Source organism: Paracholeplasma morum (assembly GCF_016907055.1).
In the GTDB taxonomy this organism is placed as follows: Bacteria; Bacillota_I; Bacilli_A; order Acholeplasmatales; family UBA5453; genus Paracholeplasma; species Paracholeplasma morum.
In genome coordinates this window covers 41,976-65,194 of sequence record NZ_JAFBBG010000003.1, presented here as the reverse complement: position 1 = coordinate 65,194, position 23,219 = coordinate 41,976, and the positions used below count along the sequence as shown (strand labels likewise).

17 protein-coding genes are annotated in these 23,219 nt (G+C 35.6%); 2 read left to right on the top strand and 15 right to left on the bottom strand.

The genetic code is table 11. The features are described 5' to 3' along the window. Nucleotides 1-13: 13 nt before the first annotated feature. From JN09_RS02430 to JN09_RS02400, 7 genes are all read right to left on the bottom strand, one after another. Complete coding sequence (locus JN09_RS02430; RefSeq protein ID WP_204432285.1) at nucleotides 14-1,216, bottom strand: ATP-dependent helicase; 1,203 nt, start codon at nucleotides 1,214-1,216, stop codon at nucleotides 14-16. 573 nt (nucleotides 1,217-1,789) lie between these two features. After that, the gene (locus tag JN09_RS02425; protein ID WP_204432283.1) at nucleotides 1,790-3,877 is read right to left on the bottom strand and encodes an ATP-dependent helicase; all 2,088 of its coding nucleotides are present in this window, start codon (nucleotides 3,875-3,877) and stop codon (nucleotides 1,790-1,792) included. Between the two features lie 38 nt (nucleotides 3,878-3,915). Continuing rightward, nucleotides 3,916-5,547, bottom strand: a complete 1,632-nt coding sequence (locus JN09_RS02420) for a glutamine--tRNA ligase/YqeY domain fusion protein (protein WP_204432280.1) — start codon at nucleotides 5,545-5,547, stop codon at nucleotides 3,916-3,918. Between the two features lie 161 nt (nucleotides 5,548-5,708). Next, on the bottom strand, nucleotides 5,709-7,226 hold the full coding sequence (locus JN09_RS02415; RefSeq protein ID WP_204432278.1) for a sugar ABC transporter permease: 1,518 nt from the start codon (nucleotides 7,224-7,226) through the stop codon (nucleotides 5,709-5,711). Nucleotides 7,227-7,229: 3 nt separating this feature from the next. After that, the gene (locus JN09_RS02410; protein WP_204432276.1) at nucleotides 7,230-9,593 is read right to left on the bottom strand and encodes a carbohydrate ABC transporter permease; all 2,364 of its coding nucleotides are present in this window, start codon (nucleotides 9,591-9,593) and stop codon (nucleotides 7,230-7,232) included. A gap of 71 nt (nucleotides 9,594-9,664) precedes the next feature. After that, complete coding sequence (locus tag JN09_RS02405; protein WP_204432275.1) at nucleotides 9,665-11,008, bottom strand: extracellular solute-binding protein; 1,344 nt, start codon at nucleotides 11,006-11,008, stop codon at nucleotides 9,665-9,667. A 14-nt stretch (nucleotides 11,009-11,022) separates the two neighbouring features. Continuing rightward, a complete protein-coding gene (locus JN09_RS02400; protein ID WP_204432273.1) occupies nucleotides 11,023-12,873 on the bottom strand; it encodes a pullulanase-associated domain-containing protein in 1,851 nt (616 codons plus the stop codon). A gap of 185 nt (nucleotides 12,874-13,058) precedes the next feature. On the opposite strand from JN09_RS02400, the gene pulA reads away from it, so the two are divergent. Both pulA and JN09_RS02390 read left to right on the top strand, forming a co-directional pair. Further along, entirely contained in the window at nucleotides 13,059-15,974 is a 2,916-nt protein-coding gene (gene pulA, locus JN09_RS02395; RefSeq protein ID WP_204432271.1) for a type I pullulanase, read from the top strand. Between the two features lies 1 nt (nucleotide 15,975). Beyond that, a complete protein-coding gene (locus tag JN09_RS02390; RefSeq protein ID WP_204432266.1) occupies nucleotides 15,976-16,332 on the top strand; it encodes a hypothetical protein in 357 nt (118 codons plus the stop codon). A gap of 78 nt (nucleotides 16,333-16,410) precedes the next feature. Here JN09_RS02390 and JN09_RS02385 read toward each other — a convergent pair whose 3' ends face one another. From JN09_RS02385 to tsaE, 8 genes are all read right to left on the bottom strand, one after another. Further along, entirely contained in the window at nucleotides 16,411-17,229 is an 819-nt protein-coding gene (locus tag JN09_RS02385) for a DUF1189 family protein (protein ID WP_204432265.1), read from the bottom strand. Next, nucleotides 17,204-18,724, bottom strand: coding sequence for an alpha-amylase family glycosyl hydrolase (locus tag JN09_RS02380; protein ID WP_204432264.1), 1,521 nt, complete (start codon nucleotides 18,722-18,724; stop codon nucleotides 17,204-17,206). Before JN09_RS02380 ends, JN09_RS02385 begins: the two co-directional genes overlap by 26 nt. Then, entirely contained in the window at nucleotides 18,724-19,194 is a 471-nt protein-coding gene (locus JN09_RS02375; RefSeq protein ID WP_204432258.1) for an RDD family protein, read from the bottom strand. The genes JN09_RS02380 and JN09_RS02375 overlap by 1 nt, the downstream gene beginning before the upstream one ends. A 115-nt stretch (nucleotides 19,195-19,309) precedes the next feature. Beyond that, nucleotides 19,310-20,719 carry a hypothetical protein gene (locus JN09_RS02370; RefSeq protein ID WP_204432256.1) on the bottom strand — a complete coding sequence of 470 codons (1,410 nt, stop codon included), beginning with the start codon at nucleotides 20,717-20,719 and terminating at the stop codon, nucleotides 19,310-19,312. A gap of 18 nt (nucleotides 20,720-20,737) precedes the next feature. Further along, nucleotides 20,738-21,730, bottom strand: coding sequence for a tRNA (adenosine(37)-N6)-threonylcarbamoyltransferase complex transferase subunit TsaD (gene tsaD / locus JN09_RS02365; protein WP_204432255.1), 993 nt, complete (start codon nucleotides 21,728-21,730; stop codon nucleotides 20,738-20,740). After that, a complete protein-coding gene (gene rimI, locus JN09_RS02360; RefSeq protein WP_204432252.1) occupies nucleotides 21,705-22,160 on the bottom strand; it encodes a ribosomal protein S18-alanine N-acetyltransferase in 456 nt (151 codons plus the stop codon). Before rimI ends, tsaD begins: the two co-directional genes overlap by 26 nt. Beyond that, nucleotides 22,153-22,740: a tRNA (adenosine(37)-N6)-threonylcarbamoyltransferase complex dimerization subunit type 1 TsaB gene (gene tsaB / locus JN09_RS02355; protein ID WP_204432249.1), complete on the bottom strand. Its 588-nt coding sequence runs from the start codon at nucleotides 22,738-22,740 to the stop codon at nucleotides 22,153-22,155. Before tsaB ends, rimI begins: the two co-directional genes overlap by 8 nt. Continuing rightward, entirely contained in the window at nucleotides 22,737-23,183 is a 447-nt protein-coding gene (tsaE, locus tag JN09_RS02350; protein ID WP_204432240.1) for a tRNA (adenosine(37)-N6)-threonylcarbamoyltransferase complex ATPase subunit type 1 TsaE, read from the bottom strand. The genes tsaB and tsaE overlap by 4 nt, the downstream gene beginning before the upstream one ends. Nucleotides 23,184-23,219 lie beyond the last annotated feature (36 nt).

Below are 23,219 nucleotides of genomic sequence, written 5' to 3'. Positions count from 1 at the left end.
TGACAACTGTTTTCTATGTTTCATTTCTGTGTTTCAGTTCTCTCACAAAACGTGGTTTATTTTGATTCTTAATATAGCTAATCATTAGATGGGTTTTCGCTCTCGTCATTGCGACAAAAAACAGCCGTCTTTCTTCTTCCAGTTCTTTTCTACTAGATACCTTTGAATCTCTTACCCCAATCACAAAGACCACTTCAAACTCTAACCCTTTTGACTGATGAAAAGTTAGTACGGTTAAATCCATCAGATAGGTATCTTCTAGCTTTTGTTTTAATGTTACAGCTTGATAGTGGTTACGGTATAAAACCGCAATCTCTTTAAGCTTTATACCTCTATTAATAAAATCTAGTACTTGAGTGATGACGAAATCAGATTCTAAATCACTTGATTGATACCCATGAATAGAAAGCGTCCCCATATCAGTACGTTTTGGAATCAATGTTTTCTTCAGTCGTTTATGGTTATTATTTATCAGTCGGTTTGCGTGTGTGGTTATCACTTCACACGACCTGTAGTTATAATCTAGAATGTATGTTTTTGCATTAAAATACTTTTGATATTCATCGATAACTTTAGAACTTGTCCCCCTAAACTTATATATGCTTTGATCGGGATCTCCAACAGCGAAAATAGATGATTTGTTCGATTTGAGAACTTTTAACAGTTCAAACTGCGTAATTGAAGTGTCTTGAAACTCATCGACAAAAATATAATCAAATTGAAGAAAATCAACGAATTGATTTTGATTATTCTTCAAGTAGTCTAGCGCTAATAACTCTAAATCAATATAGTCAATCAGCCCGTTTTTTAACAAAAAGTTATGATATTCGATAAATGGCTTTGTTCTCATGTTTTTATAGTTCAAAAGTCTTTTGTCGGCCTGTACTTGAGTAATTTCTTCATCTGAAAGTGTGAGATCCGTTTTATAAGACTCATCCAATAGCTTCGGTTTATTCACCCTAGAAACCACTTGATAACACAACCCATGAAATGTTGATATATAGACATTATCTAGTACTTTTGATAGTCTGTTTTTTAACTCCATTACACTCTTAACAGTGAATGATAAAATCAAGACTGATGTGTTTTCTTCATTTTTAGACAGTAACTGCCTCACGCGCTCAATTAAGACTCTAGTTTTACCTGATCCTGCTCCAGCAAGTAGAAAAATACTCTTTTCTTCAGCATTAACTACGCGTTGTTGTTTATCATCCAATTTAATAAAAATCACCTAACAATACATACCTAGTTATATTAAAATTTACTCTATAATTTAATCATATTTCAAACACACCGATGAAATAACTTTCATAAAACGAAAAAAAGCTCATAATTAGTGTTTCTTATACCTCCAATCAATGACATGACTAGAACTTCCGATTCCATTAAAAAAACTAGATAATTATTAAATTCTCTTACCAGATGATTTTCGCGATATGAAGCCGTCTGAATTTGAAAAGACCTTTATTGGCGGTTTATGATCATATTTTTTTTAACTAGTTTTCCTAACATTGAAATATTCCGAAGAAAAAGATCTATGGATATACCCTATTAAAAATAGCTACATTAGAATGATATTCTTCCCTTAATTGAGCGTTATTCTACACATTAAGCCAATAATTTTATGATTATTTTGCTCTAATACATCAAATACTCTTTTAGATTTTCTCTGTTTTAATCATCATTTTGACATATTTTATCAATCTCACTCATTTAGACCCAGAAAACAAAAAAATGCGGACAAAAAAGTCTCGCATTTATATGTTTTATTTAATTATGAACAACTATTCTAGTTAGCTGTTTTTATTTTCTTTAACGCTTGATGCCCAGTTGTAAATAATTTAAGTCCAAATTGTATCGAAAAAGCTACTCTTGTAATGTCTTCATTTTTCATTACGACAACACCTTTTCCATATTTTTCATGGAACACTTGATCTCCGACTTTGATATCATCTTCGACAAAATCAACTTGTGGTTCTTCTTTACGAACAATGATTCTTGGGGCTTCTTTTTCTTCGATATTCATTTCTTCTAAAAATCTAGAAGGGCTATTGTATTGAATTTGACCAAATCTGAAACGTTGTTTTGCGTGTGATAAAATAAGACGTTCTTTAGCTCTAGTTACCCCTACATAACATACGCGTCTTTCTTCTTCAATCTCAGTAAAACTACCCATAATATCAGATGGAAAAATACTCTCTTCCATGGCTACCATGAATACAACTTTAAACTCGAGACCTTTTACTTGGTGAATCGTCGCAAGCTTAACGGTGTTACGATCTTCGATTAAATCAACATCGGTTTTTAGGGCTAAGTCATCCAAGATTTGCTCAATTTTCTCTAAGTTAGTGCCTTTATAATCGGTTGCTCCATTATAGAAGATACTCTTTAGTTCCATGATGTTATCGTATCTGTCTTTGCCTTCATTGCCTTCTTGTCTAAGCATTTCTTCATAGCCGGAAACCCTAAGGGCAACATCAACGACTTGGGTTAAGTCATATACTGTATTAATCTCTTTTTTCAAAGTCTCAATAACGGATTTAAAACTTAGTAAAGCGTCCCTAGTTTGTCCGGTGACATTAAGCCTATCTAGGGCATCATACATAGAAATTTTGTGTATTTGGGCGAATGTTTCTAGTTTGCTAATGGTCACATTCCCTATTTTACGTCTAGGCGTATTAATCACACGTTTTAAGGATATATTGTCGTGTGAGAATAAAGCTAATCTAATATAAGATAAGATATCCTTAATTTCTTTTCTCGCAAAGAATGAAATGCCACCATAGATGACATAAGGGATATTATACTTTAAGAATGCTTCTTCAAATATTCTTCCAATGGCATTACTGCGATATAATACTGCGATATCTTTAAACATCGCCCCATTATTGACTACAATCTCAATCGCTCTTGCGACAAAGTAAGCTTCATCCTTGTCAGATTCACGAACCTCTTGAATGACCTTAGTTCCTTCACCAAGTTCACTTTTTAAGTTCTTGATTGTTTTTCGGTTTCGGTTGTTGCTAATCAATTTATTAGCTGCGTTTAAGACATTCATTGTAGAACGATAGTTTTCATCTAACACAATCACTTTAGGTTTAAAATCATTTAAAAAATAGGTGTAGTTCTCATAATTTGCACCACGAAACCCATAAATACTTTGATCAGGATCGCCAACGATAAATACATTTTTATGCTTAGCGCCTAGTAATCTAACCAATTCATATTGAATGATGTTGGTATCTTGGAACTCATCAATGAGAATGAATTGATAATAGGTTTGATACTTTTCGAGTAACCCTGGATTATCTTTAAGTAATTTCACTGTAAAGTTTAATAAATCATCAAAATCCATCGCGTTGTTTTGCTTTAAGTATTCATTATACCTGTTAAACACTTTCTCATCTTCAAAGTCTAATTGGTCATATTGTCCATTTTTAACTTTAGAGAAATAGTCTTTTAGACGATTCGATGAATACCTGTTTGGATCTAAGTTTAACTCTTTTACAGAATCTCTAATGACTTGTTTAGAGTCATCTTCATCCATGATTAAAAAGTGTCTATTATAAGGCTCTCCAAGATAGTCCACTTCGTCCCTAATAAAGCGCGCACAAAAGGAGTGGAATGTTGAGATGATTGGTGCGAACCCACTTGGTCCGACCAAATCAACTACTCTTTCCTTCATTTCTTTGGCTGCTTTGTTGGTAAATGTGACCGCTAAAATCGTTTTAGGGTCAATACCTGATTCAATCATGTTTGCGATTCTATACGTTAAAGTTCTTGTTTTACCTGAACCAGCCCCTGCAATAACTGCAACTGACCCATCAATCGATTTTACAGCATCTAGTTGATTATGATTTAAACCTGATAGTTTCATAGTACTCCTTAAATTGAAAAAGGGGCGACCCCTTTTTATTATTTTTGAAATGAACTTTTTAGCTCAACAATTCGGTTTAATACCATGTTTTCTTTCGTTGAGACTTTATCAAAGTTGAAATAACCCATACGAATCAATTGGAATGATTTAGTAGGTATGTCCTTGCTGAATGCAGCCTCAATGAAGCCTTCTTTCTTAATCCACGAGTCTTTATTCAAACGTTCGATGAAAGGCGCTTCTCCGTCAAATACAAGCGGTCCAAATAGGTTAAATTGTGTCTTAATTGATTGATGAGCAGAAACGAAATGAATGGTTCCGTTAGGTTTACGTTCACTGAATCCTGAACCTGACTTAGTTTCTGGATCGTAAGTAACTAAAAGTTCAACTACTTTACCAGTTTCATCTTTAATGACATCTACGCACTTAATGAAATAGGTGTGGAACAATCTCACTTCAACGTCTTTAGCTAGTCTCTTCCAGTGTTTATTTGGTTTAACTTCTACGAAGTCATCTTGTTCAATATAAAGATGTTTAGAGAAGTATACTGTACGTTCACCTAGTTCTGGTTTATTTGGATCAAAAGGCACAGTAAATGCTTCTACTTTGTCTTCATCATAGTTGATAACAGTCACTTTAAGTGGGTCAATTACACCCATCAATTTAGAACTGTTGTTAGCTAAATCGTCTCTTAAGAACGATTCAAGCATGTCTGTATTAACGGTTGTGTTAATTCTCGATAACCCTGTCCCAAGAATAAAGTTACGAATGGCTTCTGGTGTATAGCCTCTTCTTCTTAATCCTGAAAGGGTAGGCATTCTTGGATCATCCCAACCAATAACATGTTTCTCATCGACAAGTTGTTTTAAATAACGTTTACTCATCACTGTGTTTTCGATATTTAAGCGACCAAATTCAATTTGTCTAGGGATTAAAGGCATTTCAGTTTCTCTAACTACCCAATCATAAAGCGGACGGTGGTCTTCAAACTCTAAACTACATAATGAGTGTGTGATACCTTCGATGGCATCTTCAAGTGGATGAGCATAGTCATACATTGGATAAATGCACCATCTCTTACCTGTATTGTGGTGTTCAGCATAGCTTATACGGTAAATAACAGGGTCTCTCATATTCATGTTAGGGCTAGCCATGTCAATCTTGGCTCTTAAGACTTTTTCGCCTTCTTTGTACATGCCTTTATTCATGTTTTCAAACAACTCAATGTTTTCACTAACGCTTCTGTTTCTAAATGGTGATTCTGTGCCCGGAGTAGTTAAATTCCCTCTGGTTTTACTGATTTCTTCAGCAGATAAATCATCCACATAGGCTAAACCTTTCTTGATTAAAAGGATTGCTCTATGATACATTTCTTCAAAATAGTCGGAAGCATAAAGAACTTTATTAGGTTCATATCCAAGCCACTTGATATCTTCAATAATGGCATTAACGTATTCTACGTCTTCTTTTCCTGGATTGGTATCGTCAAAACGAAGGTTAGTTTTACCTCCGAAGTTTTTAGCTAGTTCAAAGTTGTTAATAACAGCTCTAGCGTGTCCGATATGTAAGTATCCGTTTGGTTCTGGTGGAAATCTTGTAATGATTTCATCGTGTTTTTTAGATTCAAGATCTTGAATCATAATTGTTTTAATAAAATTTGAATGGTTCTCCATATTATCACTTCCCAATTACTAATTATATAATAAAAGGCCCGTTATAACAAGTTATAATCTTGTGAACTACCCACCACTTAATGGAAGTGGGGGCTTCCTATCCGAACCGATGTACCCACCATTAAACGGATACATTTAAAGAAAAGAAAAAGGGTAATTTCTTACCCTTTTGTTGCACCAGCCATAATTCCTTCGATAAGGTATTTTTGGAATACCATGTAAAGGACTGTAATTGGTATACCGACAAATAACGCCCCCATAGCGAATGCGCTATAGTGCATATATTGTGGGTCATTAATAAACTTAAATAATCCGACTGCCAATGTCCACTGTTGTGTAACATCATAGTTTGGACCAGCGTTCTTAGGATAATAGTTTAGAAGATACCCCGGTAACATATAATCCATCCATGGTCCCATAAACATAGATACGGCAACGAATGTTAAGATTGGTACAGATAATGGCAGAATAATCTTAAAGAATATTTGAAGTTTATTCGCACCATCGATCATTGCGGATTCGTCCAAGTCTTTTGGAATTTGAGTTAAGAACCCTTTAATTAACCATAGGTTGCCTGGAATCGAACCACCGATATATAAAATCGATAGAGCTAAAGGTTTACCTAGTAAGTTAAAGGTCCAGAACAGTACATACATCGCAATTAATCCCATAAATGAAGGGAATGCTTGTAGAACTAAGATGGTTAATAACCCAGCTTTTTTACCTTTAAAGCTGAATCTAGCAAATACATAAGCTGCACCTGTAATTAAGATTGTACCAACAAACATATTTACAAGAGCGATTGATAATGTATTTACATACCATTTTAAGAACTTAGTTTCTTCAAATAGGTAGAATAATGCGGCAAACGTTGGTTTTTCAGGCCAAATTGTACTTGGAACTGCAGATGAGATATTAGAGAATGCTAACCCGAAAATATAGATAACTGGCACTAATACAATGACAGATACAAGCGTAATTTCAGCATAAACTAATAATCTAGATAGGATGTTTCCTAATCCGAAATTGCTTAAGATTGCTGAGTTTGAAACGTTACGTTTCTTAGGAACAACCCATAGATAGAATACTAACCCACTAGTTGGTAGTATCAACAATACAATAATTAATGAAAGCATGAGATACTGAACAATGTTTGGTTGTTCTTTCCTCATAAAGGTAGCCCTTAAATGGCCTTTTGGAAGACGCGTTAAGGTATAGATTAATCCATAGAAAGGTACGAGTGTAATTAAGTGTACTAAAAGATGTTCATAGCCTTTAGCTTTCGCAATATCTACTACTAGTGAGTGATAACTAAACACAATTAGCAACACAACATAAATCGTTATCAAGGATTGTAGAAGGTTATTCTTGAAAGATAGATAACCTAACACTGATAATGGGGCAATAATGATGGTTGCTCCGATTAAGAGTCCCGCATAAATTAGGGTGCGTTTTAATAACATTCTTGGATCATATGAATAATCAATTGCAGTTTGAGATGTTCCAATTAAGTTATTCATTTTCAATACACGTCTAATTCCATAAACTGGGATTAGACCAAATAATCTGTTTTTATAGGATTCATGTCCCTTTTTAACGGCGATTTCGTTCGCAACACTTTGCTGAACTAAAAGAGATAGAATGACTAAGAATCCAATCAGAAATAAGTATAGAGTCATAGATTAGTCCTCCTGGAATGCTTTCGTTCTTGATAGGTTCCACGCCGAAATCGAACCTACGAATAAGAATATTAGCACTGAGAATACCGATGCCATGTTATAGATGGATTCATCTACGGTTAACTTATACATCCAGGAAATCAAGATATCCGTATCACCAGCAAACCCCCGCGAGAAGTTACCCGCATTCGGTCCACCTTGGGTGATAAAGTAAATTACCCCGAAGTTATTAAAGTTTCCTGAGAATGTCATAATTAAAATTGGTGCTGTCGAATACAATACCAGAGGCATCGTAATCTTAGTGATCTTTTGAATGCCTGTTGCACCATCGATATCTGCTGCTTCATATAAAGTCTTATCAATTGCCGTCATAATCCCGGTCATTAGAGCCATAAAGTATGGGAACCCTAACCAAATATTAACAACAACAAGTGTAGCTCTTACAAATGTTGGGTTAAATGGATTACTAAACCATTGAATGTTATCTTTACCTAAATATATTAATCTTTGGAATCCTTCTAGGTATTTACCTTCTTTACCAAGCATACCTAAGTTTGTTAGGATTTCATAAATACCAATATCCCTTAGGAAGGTATTGACAAATCCATTGTCTTTAAACATAACTGAGAATACCATTTGTGATAATAACGCTGGGATAGCCCAAGGTAAAATCATAATTGTACGCCATAGTTTTCTAAACACAACTTTTTCGCTGTTCAAGATTAATGCTTGGAGGAATCCTCCAAAGAATACTGTAAATGTAGATAGAATAGCCCAAATGAAGGTCCATCCTAGAACACGCCAGAAAGCTTGTCCAAATGATGCGCCAAATCCACTTGAGAAATCAAATAATGCAATGAAATTCTTAAGTCCAATCCAGTCGAACGTCTCAATCATTGAAGTAGGACCAGAAATAGATGTGAACGCCATGATAAATCCGAATGTAATTGGCATAATGGAAATAAATGCTAATACAAACATCGCAGGCGATAAAATAATGTATTCAAAGAAGTTTTCATAGACTTCTTTGAAATATTTACCTTGTTTTGTAACTTCTTTTTTCAATCGTTTTTGTTCAGCAACAATGTAAGCATCTCTAATTGACCAAACCATGAATATCATAAAAAACAATGATAAGATGATTGCGATCAATCCTTGTAACATTAAAATCGTTGAGATATGCCCCTTTAATGGAACAGATCCTAGCGGTGTTACATAAGTGGATAAACTATAAGCTGCTGTAGGTCCACCAACTAAGGCAGATTCTAATGAGTTGTATTGGCTAAATTCAACTTTCTTGGCTACACCAAGAGTTAAAACCGACCAATACCCTTTAATGAAAATACCAGCTTTATCATAGAAGAAATAATCATAGTTATCCTCGAAACTTGCTTTTGTTTCAGGATTCATATGTAAATACACTTTTAACATAAATCGTGTAAAGTCATTTGAATCTCTTCTGTTGGCAGGATTTGCGTAAATACCATCTCTTAACGCAGCTCTTACTGCAGTCGTGAATTGAGTTGGTTGATATTGTAAATACTCACCAAGATAGATAAGGCCTGGTTGATAGTATTCGTAGACATTATTATTGTTCAAATATAAAGGACCGACTACATTAACTTTCGTTGGTGTAGATGGTAATGTCCCGATAGTAAAATCATAAAGATTAACATATTTATTTGAATCATTATCAATTACTTTAAGATAAGGGATTCCATTTAGTCTGTATATTTCTCCCGTTTTTCTAAATACAGTTAAACCTTCTAATGAATCTAAAATAACAGATTCATCGACGACATTGGTTATAAAATGAACTTTTACATATTCTTTTGTACTTGTACCATCTTCAAGTGTTTTGTTTCTTTCTAAATAGTAAATGCCATCTTCGTCTTTATAGATAGTTCTTGATCTATCTATTTCAACATTTTGCTCAGGGTTTTCGAAATCCTCAGCTTTGATTAGTACATTTGGATTATTAATATCTTTATATGATGCTGGGTTATTTTTAACCAAGTCTCTAGCAATAAATTCGATTAGAGCCATTTCGGTTAAATTATCATATCCGCCGATTTCAGTTACATAGTTTTCAAAATCAGTATATGGTTGTATTTCATTTCTAAAGACTAAATCGTTGTATTTAGTTACGAACTGACCTGATACCCAAGTGTCTCCAAAATCGTCACCTGGCAATTTATCGTATGCACTTGTTTCTACATTATAGTGACTTGTTCCTAACTCAATACCAATAAAAAGGCTGAAAACAAGAAAAAGAATTAAGGCTTTAATAAACTGTCCGTTTAGTAATTGTCCTAACCCCCAAATAATTCCAGATGCAATTGCTTTTAATATGCTTATAACTTTCATCTGTACCTCCATATAAAACTAAATGAGGGCGGCTCAGTAGCCGCCATCATCTGTTTTAAAGTTATATTAAATTAGTTTGCTGATAGATCTCTTAATGTTACATATGAAGTTTCTGCAGCTGCTGCAGCTTCAGCATATGCTTTACCAGCGTTCCATACTTCTGTGATCATTGTTTCAGCAGGAGCCCAGTAGTAAGTTACTTGTGGAATTGTTGGCATTGGATGTGAAGTCTTAAGTTGGTCTGACATAGATGTCATTCTTGAGTCTTCTAATACACCTGGAACACCAGAAAGTAGAGATTCTTTTAATGCAGGAAGTTTTGTCTTGTATTCATATTGAAGTTGCATAGCAATATCACTATTTAAGAACTCAACAAACTTGATTGCATCGGAAACATTATCTGAATACTTGTAAACTGCGGCCATCATAGCACCAGCGAAAGTTTTCATTTCTTTACCATTTAAAGTAGGCATTTGTGCAACACCATAGTTTAAGTTAGCTTTTTGATAAGTTTCATGCATCCAAGGCCCAGCGATGATGTAAGGAACTAAACCTTTTTCAAAGTTTTCGCCACCCTTAGTGTCTTTAACGCCCGCAGTACCAGCAACAACCGGTTTTAAGTCTTCAACGAAGAACTTTAATGCATCGACAGTGTCTGCAAACCCAACTGCTGATGGGTCATTTAATTTTTCACCAAATGGTGTGAAATCAAATGCTGATAAGAATGGTTGCATGAAATATGCATCTGCCCAGTGGCTAGATGTGTTGAAATAGTATAAGCCTTGTTCAGCTCTTGTAAGACCAGCTGATCCAACTTCTTCAGCATTCCATGCAGCGCCAGCTGTAAGGATTGCTTCCATTGTTGTTGCAGGAGTAGCTACTAAATCTTTGTTATAGAATAGACCTACTGATTCAACTGACATTGGTACTGCATAAACTCTTTCAACTGAGTTCGGTGATGCAGGGTCAAATGATTTAGCTTGTTCATCGTATGCAACAGTTGCAATAGATAGACCAAGTTCATGTGCTCTTGCATTTAATAAATCTTTTGTTGATTGTGGTAATGCATATACTAAGTCTTCTAGAACCGCTTGTGCTAAGTGGTCATGTGGGAATTGGAATACGTCCGCACCGTTACCAGAAGGACCGAAAGTTTTTAGTCTTTCACGTGCATCAACAGCACCCATATGTTGGTGTTCAACAATGATGTTTGGATATTTTTTATTGAATTCAGCAATAACAGCTTTCATATAATCGCCTTGTTCATCGTCGATCCAAACACGGATCTTAGATTTCTTAACGAAAATATCACCGAAGTCAATTGTTGTTCCTTCGTTTGTTACAGTTTTTTTACCGCAAGCGGCTAATGTAACTACGCTTAGAAGTAAGAATGCTACTAATAATAATTTTTTCATAATTTTCGGCCTCCTTATTTCTTCACTACTCTGAAGATGAATGTTTCTTGAGCAACGTTGCCCCATTTGTCTTCAACTTGTAGCATGATAGTGTAATCGCCGACTACGCTTGTATTAATAACTGAGTTTGCACCTTTTGGTACATATACTGCAGTTGTTAAATCGCCATCTCTATTATCTGTGACTCTATAACTTGGGAATAAGTTTTGGTCGAATGGTTTTCCCCATGCAACTTCAATAATTCTTTGTGCAGCTGGTTTACCAGCGATTGCAGCAGTTAAGAATGTGAATACTGGTGCTTCGTTATCGATGTCGATAGCGATTGATGCACTTAAGTTTTCTTTGATTGCTCTATTAGGAGCAGCATATTTTTCATCTGCTTCAGCTTTTAAATCTTCCCAAATCAATACTTCATCCTCAAATGTAACGAAGTCTTGAGTATTTAGTATGACTAATTTACGGTTTTCTTCAATAAACTCAGCGCTTGCCCATTCTCCTCTAGTCCATTTGTATTCAAAAGTAGTGATTGCTTCATCTACTTCAACAACGAATGAAAGAACGAATTTATCACCAATCTTGCTAACTGTATAACCTTCAGCACCTGGAGTCCAACCATTGAACGCGCCTGCTGCTGAAATAACTGCATCAACTGGAGTATTTTCAGGAACTGTAAGAACTAATCTTACTTCCACTTCTTTTTTAGCTGCTAATTTTTCTGTAGGCAATACAATACCAAGATCAAATTCAACAACATAATCTTTAGACATGTCTAGTGTACTACCATCTCTTAATACGATAACGAAGTCAGAAATTGTATCGTTTGATTGTGCATAGTCTACACGATCAATAATAAGTGGTGTACCTAATTTACCTTCACCCATATCTTCTCTAACTGTGAACCAGCTCTTAACAGTTGCATCTGCAATTGCTTTTTCTAGTTTAGTTTGAGCTTTCTTATATGGATTTTCAACAGGTTGGCTAGTTTTAACAACGATGTTTGATGGTGATGTTGCATATGTACCAATCATCTTCGCGCTGTCAAATTTAACTAAACCAAATGCGAATGCAGCTGCTGAGAACTCTTCGAAATCTCTATATACGTTAGTGGAGCTTTCGTTTGTACCAACACCAACTACATAGGCGATATCAGTTCCGCCTGCTACTGTAGCAGAGTCTAGTACAATATCTCCTGTTTTCTTGTTTGTACCGTCGTAAATTAATCCGCCGCCCTTATCGCCTGAAGAAGTTAACATAATTGCTTTAACTTCAAATTCTCCGGCATATTTTCCTGCAGTTTCAAATGGAACTGGTGTTCCCCAAGCTGGAGAAGTTACTTCACCATTATAAAAACCGTCCCAGAAATGCATACCAATAGTTTTTTCATAATTGCCAGTTGGATCATAGTAAACAACTAACATGTTCTTCTTGTCAGGATCTGCAACAAAAGCTTGACGTTCTCCATCTACACCTTTATCGCCATCTTTAGTAGATGCTGCGCCTTCGAAAACATACACGTGAGTAGTTTTACCGGCTTTAACAGCGTTTGGAGAAATCATGACGTCCCCAGTTTTCTTCATGTTCCAGTCAGGTCCTGCTCCGCCTGGCCATACAACAGCGATAAATCCAACTTCAGTTCCTACTGGAACATCATTATAGTTCCAATAAGCACCGAACTCATCGATACCATCATAAACCTTGGGAACCGCTGTCCCTCCCCATGCATGGCTTCCTAATTCAGTATAGTCTTCGCTCCAAGAATGGTAGTGAATGACTAAGTTACCTTTTTCGTCAGCAGCATCAGCTTTTAAACTGAATACAGACAGTGCTGCAACAAACATAATTAAGGCTGTTAGTACTTTCTTCATTTTTTCCTCCTAATTTTTTAAGAATGTAATCATCCTTCTAGTTGAATCATATCATATTATGTGAAAAAATGTAAACGCTTTAGAAAATGTGTGCATGTGCAAACGGTTTCTTTTTGTAATCGCTATCATAAACCAAGGTTTAGTTTAGAAAAACATGATATAGTGTTTATGAAAGAGGTGTTTTAATGAAAAAAATATTTTTACTCATTTTGTTACTATTCTCAACATTTGGATTATCAAACATAGTTAATGCCAGTCGTGAATCCGATACACTAGTAGTCCACTACTTAAGATATGACGGAAATTATTCGAACTATGCATTCCATATGTGGGAATACTTACCAACTTCTAAAGGTGGTAAGGATTTCAAATTTGATACCAATAATGTCGATGAATATGGTGTTTTCTTTGAAGTAGATTTAGCAACAGACTTTGATACTGCTACTACTCTTGGAATCATCGTAAAGTATGGAATGGACTGGTCGGGCTACCGTGAACCAGGTGGTGACCGATATATTGACTTGTCCAAAGCACAAGTCATCGGCGGAAAGTATCACGCATATATCGTTGAAAAGGATCTAAACATCGGGATTTCAGAAGCGGACTTAGCTGCAAACAAACCAGACTATCGCCCAAGAATTCTTACTGCAATGTTTTCAAACTCTACAACAATCACTGCTTCATTAACTCATATTCCAACAGGTGGATATGAATTATACGAAAATGATACCAAAATCAAAACTGGTACTGCTGACTCAAAAACATTGAGTATCACAATTCCAAGTGCAGACATTTCTAAAAAATACACACTTCATGTTTTCTTTGAGGGTTCTACACCTCAAACAAAAGTCGTTTCTCTTGAGAAATTATATGATACAGAATCATTTAAAAATGCATACACTTATGAGGGGACACTCGGTGTTAGTTTTGAATCAGGAAAAACAATTTTTAGATTATGGGCACCCTTATCTGAAAGTGTTTCATTAAACCTATACAATCAAAACCATTCAAACTATAATAACCAAGGAGTCGTTTCCTTAGAACAAACTCCTTACAATAAAGTAACTATGACCAAAATTGAAAATGGTGCATGGGAAGCTAAACTGGATGGAGACCTATCTGGTAAGTATTATACTTTCAGTGTCACTAACAGTGGAATCACCAGTGAAGTTACAGACCCATACGCCTACTCAACTGGGGCAAATGGACAAAGAGGACTGGTTGTTAACTTTGAAACCTCCAATCCAACAGGATGGGCCTACAATACACGTCCTCAAACGATCAAGAACTTCACAGATTATATCGTCTATGAACTTCATGTCAGAGACCTAACAAGTCATTCGTCTTGGACAGGTACAAACGACTATAGAGGTAAGTTCATGGGTCTTAGTGAAACAGGTACTAGATACACAACTAGAGGTACTACAGTAACTACTGGACTTGACCACATTGCAGAGTTGGGTGTTAACGCCGTTCAACTTCTTCCAATCTTTGACTTCGGTTATATTGATGAAGTTCAAATCGCAAACAATCCTTCATATAACAATACATTCAACTGGGGCTATATGCCGTATCACTTCAATACCCTTGAAGGTTCTTATTCAACTAACCCTTTTGATGGCTATGCAAGAATAACTGAGTTTAAAACAGCAGTCATGGCTCTACATAATAAAGATCTACGCGTGATTATGGACGTAGTTTATAACCATACTGGTGAATCTGATGGTTCAAACTTCAATAAGATTATTCCTGGTTATTATCATAGAACCAATGAATCTGGTGGATTCTACAATGGTTCGGGAACCGGCAACGAAACAGCTTCTGAAAGACCAATGATGCGTAAATTCATGGTTGACTCAGTCAAATTCTGGGCAACTGAGTATAACTTATCAGGATTTAGATTTGACTTAATGGCTCTACATGATTATGAAACAATGAACGAAATTAAAGCGATGCTTAAAGAGATCGATCCAACCATTGTTGTATATGGAGAACCATGGGACGCAGGCGGATCTCCACTAAGCGCATCCTTAAAAGCAGATAAAAACAACATCAAGAATATGCCAGAAGTTGGTGCATTCAATGACGTTACTAGAGATGCTGTAAAAGGCTCTGTATTCGAAGCTTCCGAAGGTGGTTGGGTACAAGGTAATACTTCCGACTATAACGTACAAGGCATCAAATATGGTATTGGTGGCGGTGTTGACTTAGGATTAACTAGCGTATCTGAATGGCACTTAGAACCACATAGAACCATCAACTATGTATCTGCTCATGACAACAACACTTTATATGACAAACTTCGTTTAACAAACGTGTCTGTTCAACAAGCAGAATTGCTTCAAGTTCAAGCTAACGCAATCATCTTAACAAGCCAAGGTATTCCTTTCATTCATGCCGGCTCAGAGTTTATGCGTAGTAAACCTAAATCTGGCGGTGGATATGACCATAACTCTTATGAATCTCCAGATTCAGTTAACCAACTTCGCTGGGACCGTAAAGCAAGTTATGTCAATGTATTCGAATACTATAAAGACTTAATTCAAATTAGAAAAGACTATCAAAGCTTCAGATTGACCAGTTCAACAGATATTATAGAAAAATTATCTTTCATCGAAACAGATAAAGGCAATAGTGTCATCGCATTCAAACTTGCAGGTGACGCTACTAACCCTGAAATCATCGTTGTTCACAGTCAAAAACCAGCTTTAGGAATGGTTCAAATAAACCTTACAGAAGGAAAATCATACAAGATCTTAACGAACCTCGAACAAAGCAACGCGAACGGTCTTGAAGTTGTATCTGGTGTAGCATTTGTACCTTCAAACACAACAATGATTTTGGTTGAAGAAACTAATCCAGTTACCATCAAAAAAGAGCTTGTGACCATTCGTAAGGGACAACGCTTTAACCCAGCATCTAACGTTACAGTCAACGATAAATCAGCAGAAATTCATTATTCTAATTTCCATAGCACGAAGACACCAGGACTCTATAGCGTTACAGTATCCGTTAAAGAATCATTCGGCAAAGTAACCTACTACACTTACTTCTTACAAGTCACTGGCAATCGCTATGATGTTGATTTAGGAGGCATCTAACATGAAAAAAACACTACTTCTATTCGCTTTATTGCTTTCAGTATTTTTAGTAGCTTGTCAGGCAAAACCTGGTGAGCCACTCCCTGTCACGATTGAAAATGAAATCTATTTATACGATACAATCAGCGCAGATGTTAAGATGACAGAAACTGACTTAAGTGATTCAGCAATCAAAGAAATCGCAAACTCAGTAGCTAGCCAACTATATAATAAATATGCAGCAGACATGCGTCAAACTAAAGGTACATTAACGATTAACCTTTATTCAAACGATCTATTGGTTGGGACAATGACTTACTCAATTAATGTATCTGCTGATAAACCAGGACTTGCAAAAGGCACACTGGTAAAACCTTAATAACTCAACTGAAGTTCTTCCTCGTGGAGAACTTCTTTTTTTATAAAAAAGGTATGCATTAGGCATACCTTTAATGATTTATTTAAGAGATGTTTTACCGTATTTAAGCATTACAATCATCACGGTTAACCCCATGGATAATTGGAAGAATACAGACCCGAATGCTGGTTCAAATAAACCAACCACCAAGCCTATTGTTACTGGTAACCCCATCGATAGAATCACAAACTTTAACCCGTCTATATAGCCCGGGAAGCTTTGATAACCAAATCTAAAGAGTTGAAGTACAAGTGCTAATAATAAGATGAATACAAACTGAATAAATACGTTTACTGCAACATTGGTTAAGATTGAATAAAAAACGATATAATCGCTGAATGAGGATTCTACATTATTCGCAAACGCTAAGTAAGCCTCAGTTCTTTCATCATTACTTAATAGATTAATCGAATCAAAATCCGTATACTGAAACCCCTTATACCCTTTTGAAGTCATGCTTGCACCTTCACCATTTGAATAGATGATCGCATCTTTGGTGAATATGACTTGTTTTTGGTTTTTATCTACATCTGATTTAGTCCCATTGAAAATATACGTAACATCTTGATGGGTTTCGGTAATCTTTAGATCAGTACTACAGTGAAAGTCATTGAATTCAATCTTACATCCACTAGGTAAGTTCCAACTTGGGGTTTCAGTAATAAAATCTTGATGAATGAAGTCTATTCTAAATCCATCTTCACTCATAATGAGTAAGTTCATAGGAATTAAATATACAAGTGATAGAAATAAGAAATAAATCAGTAACTTAAGTATGCTTTCATTAAAGTGTGTTAATAGTTCATTAAACTTAAAGGATGCTTTTAAGTACCTACCTAGAAACATCGATTGCACCATCCAAATCCTTAAGTTCGTATATACCAGTTTCATTTGCTCTTAATGTTAACGAACCAAACAATACTTTTTTCGCATCAATGTCAATTGTCGTATCGTTAACGCCTAAATTATGAACCACTAAAACGGCTTGTTTGTAGTTGTCTTTTTCATAATATCTAACATAGCCTTGAATAAATCCACTTGTATCGTTCCATACTTCAAAGTAGTTACCAAATGCTAAAGCAGGTGTTTTTTGTCTAAGATTGATCAACGTCTTATAGTGGTTATATAACGAGTTTTCATCCTCTTTTTGGTCTTTTAGTGCCTCTACTTCATCGTTTGACCCATCACTAGGTAACCAAGTAGTATTTTTAGCAGCTTCACCCCATAAGAATGGTGAACGTCTGTATTCATCGTAAACTACACCATATCCAGGAATATTAGTCCCTTCATAACGAGCGCCTTTCATCCCTAGTTCATCCCCGTAATAAATAAACGGTGACCCTGGTAGAGTAAGTAATACACTTGCGGCTTGTTTCATTTTGATAAGACCATTTGGCCCACTAAAACCAGGCATGTTTGCGATTCTATCTAGGTCATGATTGGTAATGAACGGAGAGGCTACGAACTCAGGATCTATGCCTCTATACGCATCAAATATTTTATCTAAGGAACTGGTAAGCATATAGGCAGATGTGCCTCCACCAATACGGTTTTGTATGATTTGTGCAATACTAAAATCTAGGATAGAATCTGCCCCAAGATAGTAATCCAAGTTGAATTGATAAGCATACTCAAATACTTCTGCAACCATAAATGTGTCTGGTGCTTTTTCTTTAATATAGCTATTCATTTCAAGCATGAATGCTGTATTCTTAATGGTTGGGGTTAATTCACCTGGATTATCAAAGAAGTGTTTAGCTGCATCCAGTCTAAAACCTTTAACGCCCTTATCTAAATAGAAATCAAATATGTCCTTGATTTCTTCTTTCACTTTATCATTACCTAAGTTTAAATCTACCATGCCGCCAACGAATGAACTATAAGCAGCCCCGTTATTAAATACATAATAATCACGGTATGGATTGGTAACCCCTTTGGAAGCTTCAAGGTACCAAGGATGTCTATCAGACGTATGATTAATAACTAAATCTATCATAATTTTAATGTCTCTTTTATCAGCTTCTTTTACTAAGGTTTCAAAATCATTCATTGTGCCATAGTCTGGATTAATATCGTAGTAGTCTAGAATATCATACCCATGATAGCTATTTGTCTTATTGATTGGCATTAACCAAATACCTGATACGCCAAGGTCATCTAGATAGTCTAAGTTTTCGGTTACGCCATTTAAATCGCCTATGCCATCCCCATCGCTATCTGCAAATGAACGGACAAAGATTTCATAATACACATCATTTTGTGGATTATATTTCTTAAAGTCCTCTTGTGCTTTTGGCTTACAGCCCGAAAGCACTAAAAGTACTATGAGTAATAAATAACTAATTTTCTTCATTAGAGCCCCTTCTTTCTAAGCGATTCGGATGTACCAAAGTAATCATCTTTACCTCTTACTTTAACTTCCAAATCAATCATTTTTGTTTTAAAAATATAGTCGTGAATGGTTCTGCTTGTTTTTTCACTCATGATGAAAAAAGAAATCACCATATAGATTCCAGCAGTAATTACAGATAACCCCACTTTGAATAATTCTCTCAGTAATACCTTCCATAACGGTAAGTCATTTCCGTTTAAATCCACAATCTTAATTTTTTGAACCCTTTTTCCGAAGCTTTGTCCACTAGAAAAAAAGTAAGGTAAAAAGTAAAACCCAATAAACCCACCCAAAATCATGGTGTATGTAATGATACTACCTAATAAACCTTCAAAGGTAGAACGCATTGGAATCGCTAATATTACTAGTATCATAGCTCCTGATGTGTCAATCGCAAAAGCCCTGACACGTTTTTCAAACGATGGAATCATCTATAACCCTCATTTCTCACTCAACTATTATACTTTATAACCGCTTTCATAACAAGTTTGTAATCCTTTACATATAATAAAATGCCAACATTTTAGACAATGTTGGCATAATATATTATTCTAATCCGAAATGTAAGTTGAGTTTACCTGATTCTACATAAGCATCATCGAAAGATAAACTAGCACCTTGGAACATCTCATTAAGTTTTTCTTTTGGAATCACAAGAGTATTACCACTCATTAAATTGGAATCGAAGATATCAATCATCGATTTCAATGTTACTGTGTCTAGTGTAACTTCTCCAATGTTCGAACTCAGGATGGTCAGAACCATATCCCCATTGGCATTCATGTCAACAGTCGTTGTCAAATTGAACTGCATTTCAAAGGCTTCAGTTTGATCTTTTTCACTAAGGGTCATTAAGAGATGAACCGATAGTTCATCGCCTATCATCTTAATAAATAAAACAGAACTCTTAAAAAGATACTCTTTGGTTACACCATTTAATTTATACTTAATTGGATACTCGAAAGAGACTTTTTCTTTAAGTTGATAGTCTAAGATTTGGTTTAACTGTTGTTCATCTAACGTGATTTTTGGGTCTAGAGGATTTAATACTGCGTCGACTGCAGCCGCTGTCGCAATATCGCTCATAAGGGCTGCCTTGTCTCCTTCGGTTTCAAGTTTATTAAATGTCACTGGGTCATAATCCGTGATTAATCTTCTAAACTTACCCATATTTAGATGAATTTCAAATCCATTGTCTGAGAAATCCATGGTTAATAATTCTTCTTTATAAATCACTTTTAATAGTGCTGAGAAGGTTGGATCAATCTCATATAGATAATCTGTTAATTCATCTTCTCCAACACGATAGGTGCGTGTACTAGAATCAAAATCTCCAAAAGGCAACGAGTCTTTAATGAACGAATCTAGTGTCTTACCTTGAAGTTTATCAAGAATAAAATTCGTCACTTTAACACCGAATCCAAGTGGTAACCCTAGCTTGCCAACTTTGATTTTATCGATGGACAATTGATATTGATTGGACTCATTCAGTTTAACCCCTAAATCCATCACAACTGCTGTTTGATAGGTTATGTTGTTGGTAACAATCGCATCTACACCAACGGTAACTTTTAAGGAATCATCGCTTAATTCTGTCCAAACGCCTTTTAAGCCTATTCTATCAGAAAACACCTTCATATAGCGATATTCGAGATCATCTTTATAGGTCTCATTTAAGAACTTAGGGTTATCTTTAGATAGTTCTTTTTGGATAGCTCTATTTAAGAAGGATTCAAAAACAACGATATCAATGGTATCTTGGTTAGTATCCGTTATGAGCCCTTGAATCGAGTTATCTAATGATTGATAGAATACTTGTTCATGGGTAGAAACATAGTCATCTTTTGGACTGGATACCGACTTATGAAACAGTACTAATGGCAACACAACAAAAATGCTAGTCAATACGAGTAAAACGAGTAATACTTTTAATAATAACTTTCTTAAGAATCTCAAAACGAACTCCCCCTTTTATTAGTAATCGAGTGAAGATTGTCCTCCAATCACATAGTTTGGTAAGGACCCCTTCTTTTGATACGTATAGTAAGCAGCCGCGCCAATCATGGCTGCGTTGTCTGTACAATACTCTATGGATGGCATAATGATTTCAATATCTTTAATGGTTTCATGAAGTTTTTTCTTTAAACCTTTATTGGCGGCTACCCCACCGGCTATCAGTATTTGATTAACATTATATTCGGTAGCTGCTTTTTTTAACTTTGATACTAAGACATCTGTGACACTTTCTTGGAAAGAGGCACACATATCGTTAATATTCACTTCTTCTTGTTTCCTGTTCATATGATAAATCATGTTGTTTACAGCACTCTTTAACCCTGAGAATGAAAAGTCATAGCTGTTTGGGTCTAACATCGGTCTTGGTAAATGATAAGTTTCTTTTCCTATAAGTGCCAGTTTATCAATTAATGGGCCACCTGGATAAGGCAGACCCAACATTCGTCCGACTTTATCGTAAGCCTCACCAACCGCATCATCCAATGTTTCACCAAGAATTTCAAATGACATGTGTTCTTTCATATAAATCAGTTCGGTATGTCCACCAGATACAAGTAAAGCGACTAAAGGAAACTTCATCTCATGTTCAATGCTTGCAGAATAAATATGTCCAATCATGTGGTTTACACCCATAAGTGGTAGTTTATGAGCAAAAGCATAAGTGGTTGCTGCATTAATCCCTACTAATAAAGAGCCAATTAACCCCGGGCCTTCGGTAACGGCAACTAAATCAATGTCTTTCTCAGTAACATTAGCTTTTTTTAAAGCTTCATCAAACACATAAGTCATCGATTCTACATGGTGTCTTGAGGCTACTTCAGGCACTACGCCCCCAAATTTGGTATGGATATCAATTTGAGATAAAACAACGTTGCTTAAAACTTTCTTGCCGTCTTCTACAACTGCAACACTGGTTTCATCACAACTACTCTCTACTGCCAATATTCTCATCTTCACCCCTCCAAATCATGACGTGTGCGTCTTCTTTATTTTCATAATATTTGACTCTTCTATAACTTTTTACAAAGCCAAATGATTCATACAAATGGATTGCAGATTCATTTGATTCTCTGACTTCTAATGAAATAACATTGACATTAAACTGTTTGAAATAGTCCATGATAAATGTCATTAATTGCTTTCCATAACCTTGATTTTGATAAGGTTTGAGTATTAAGAAGTTCACAATTTGTCCAATGTCATCATTGATCCATAACCCCACATACCCTTTAATTCCATCTTCTTCGATGACAAAGTAATGGGCAAAGTCGTGATGCTTGATCTCGTTGTGGATCATTTCATACCCTAGAGTACTTCCTAATAACTCAGTTTCTGCCTCAGTAATCAGAAATATGTCTTCTTCTTTCATTTTTCTAATCATTTAAGTTTCGCTCCGCCTCTGTTATTCTCAAGTAGTTTGGGACAAATCCATGAACATCTTTGACAACCTGACTTAGATTAAGAATTTTTTGGGTATCTATTTCATAATTATAGTCATCAATTAGATAAGGTTTAGCGTTATGTTTCTTCGCTAGTTCTCTCATCTCATCATAACTTCTCAATGATTCTTCTACGATAACTTGATCATTTTCAAATATGCCACCAAACACATTGCCATTTCTCGCATCTACCATAGCGCATACTCTGCCTTCAATACCTGATGAAAGGAAGAATAAAGAGGATACACTTCTAAGTGTGATGCCTTTAGTGTAGGCAAGCATCTTTCCAACCATAACTGAGATTCTTAAGCCTGTATAAGACCCAGGTCCATAACCTACAATAATCTCATCGATTTGATTGATGTCTATGTGTTTTCTTTTTAACATTTGGTCCATGCGTTCAACAATGTGTTTTGCGTGGTCTTTTTTACCCATTCGAATGGAGAAATCTATCATCTTGCCGTCTTTCGCAATCGCCATGACTAATACACCAGTCGATGAGTCAAATAGGATTTGATTCATAAATACTTTACCACACTTTCATAATACTCACCTTGGGCAGAGAAAGTGATTTTTCTCATGTCTGATCCTAAGGATTCAAACTGCACTAAAAGGTACTGTTTTGGTAGAATGTCTTTAACTTTAAACGGCCATTCGACCACAGATATGCCATCTGAGTTAATATAGTCTTCTAGATCGAAATCGCTATTAACATCTTCTAGACGATATAGGTCAACATGATAGAGTTTATTCTCGTCATGGACGTATCTTTTCATAATTGTATAAGTTGGGCTGTTAATGGTTCTTTTAATTCCTAAGGCTTGTCCGATGCCCTTAGTAAAGGTGGTTTTTCCCATGGCTAAATCGCCTTCTAAAAGTACTACCATTCCAGGTTTTAATAATAATCCCACTTGAAACCCTAAATGTGTGGTTTCTAAAGCAGAATTGGTTATTTTTGTTTTCATAATATCACCATAGATTATTTTATCATTTTTATCCAA

Excerpts from the sequence above, each read along its gene's own strand:
- JN09_RS02380 (WP_204432264.1), bottom strand. The coding sequence starts at position 18,724 with ATGAAGAAAATTAGTTATTTATTACTCATAGTACTTTTAGTGCTTTCG.
- JN09_RS02425 (WP_204432283.1), bottom strand. The coding sequence starts at position 3,877 with ATGAAACTATCAGGTTTAAATCATAATCAACTAGATGCTGTAAAATCG.
- rimI (WP_204432252.1), bottom strand. The coding sequence starts at position 22,160 with ATGATTAGAAAAATGAAAGAAGAAGACATATTTCTGATTACTGAGGCA.
- JN09_RS02410 (WP_204432276.1), bottom strand. The coding sequence starts at position 9,593 with ATGAAAGTTATAAGCATATTAAAAGCAATTGCATCTGGAATTATTTGG.
- JN09_RS02400 (WP_204432273.1), bottom strand. The coding sequence starts at position 12,873 with ATGAAGAAAGTACTAACAGCCTTAATTATGTTTGTTGCAGCACTGTCT.
- pulA (WP_204432271.1), top strand. The coding sequence starts at position 13,059 with ATGAAAAAAATATTTTTACTCATTTTGTTACTATTCTCAACATTTGGA.
- JN09_RS02390 (WP_204432266.1), top strand. The coding sequence starts at position 15,976 with ATGAAAAAAACACTACTTCTATTCGCTTTATTGCTTTCAGTATTTTTA.
- JN09_RS02385 (WP_204432265.1), bottom strand. The coding sequence starts at position 17,229 with ATGGTGCAATCGATGTTTCTAGGTAGGTACTTAAAAGCATCCTTTAAG.
- tsaE (WP_204432240.1), bottom strand. The coding sequence starts at position 23,183 with ATGAAAACAAAAATAACCAATTCTGCTTTAGAAACCACACATTTAGGG.
- JN09_RS02415 (WP_204432278.1), bottom strand. The coding sequence starts at position 7,226 with ATGACTCTATACTTATTTCTGATTGGATTCTTAGTCATTCTATCTCTT.
- tsaD (WP_204432255.1), bottom strand. The coding sequence starts at position 21,730 with ATGAGAATATTGGCAGTAGAGAGTAGTTGTGATGAAACCAGTGTTGCA.
- JN09_RS02405 (WP_204432275.1), bottom strand. The coding sequence starts at position 11,008 with ATGAAAAAATTATTATTAGTAGCATTCTTACTTCTAAGCGTAGTTACA.
- JN09_RS02375 (WP_204432258.1), bottom strand. The coding sequence starts at position 19,194 with ATGATTCCATCGTTTGAAAAACGTGTCAGGGCTTTTGCGATTGACACA.
- tsaB (WP_204432249.1), bottom strand. The coding sequence starts at position 22,740 with ATGAATCAAATCCTATTTGACTCATCGACTGGTGTATTAGTCATGGCG.
- JN09_RS02420 (WP_204432280.1), bottom strand. The coding sequence starts at position 5,547 with ATGGAGAACCATTCAAATTTTATTAAAACAATTATGATTCAAGATCTT.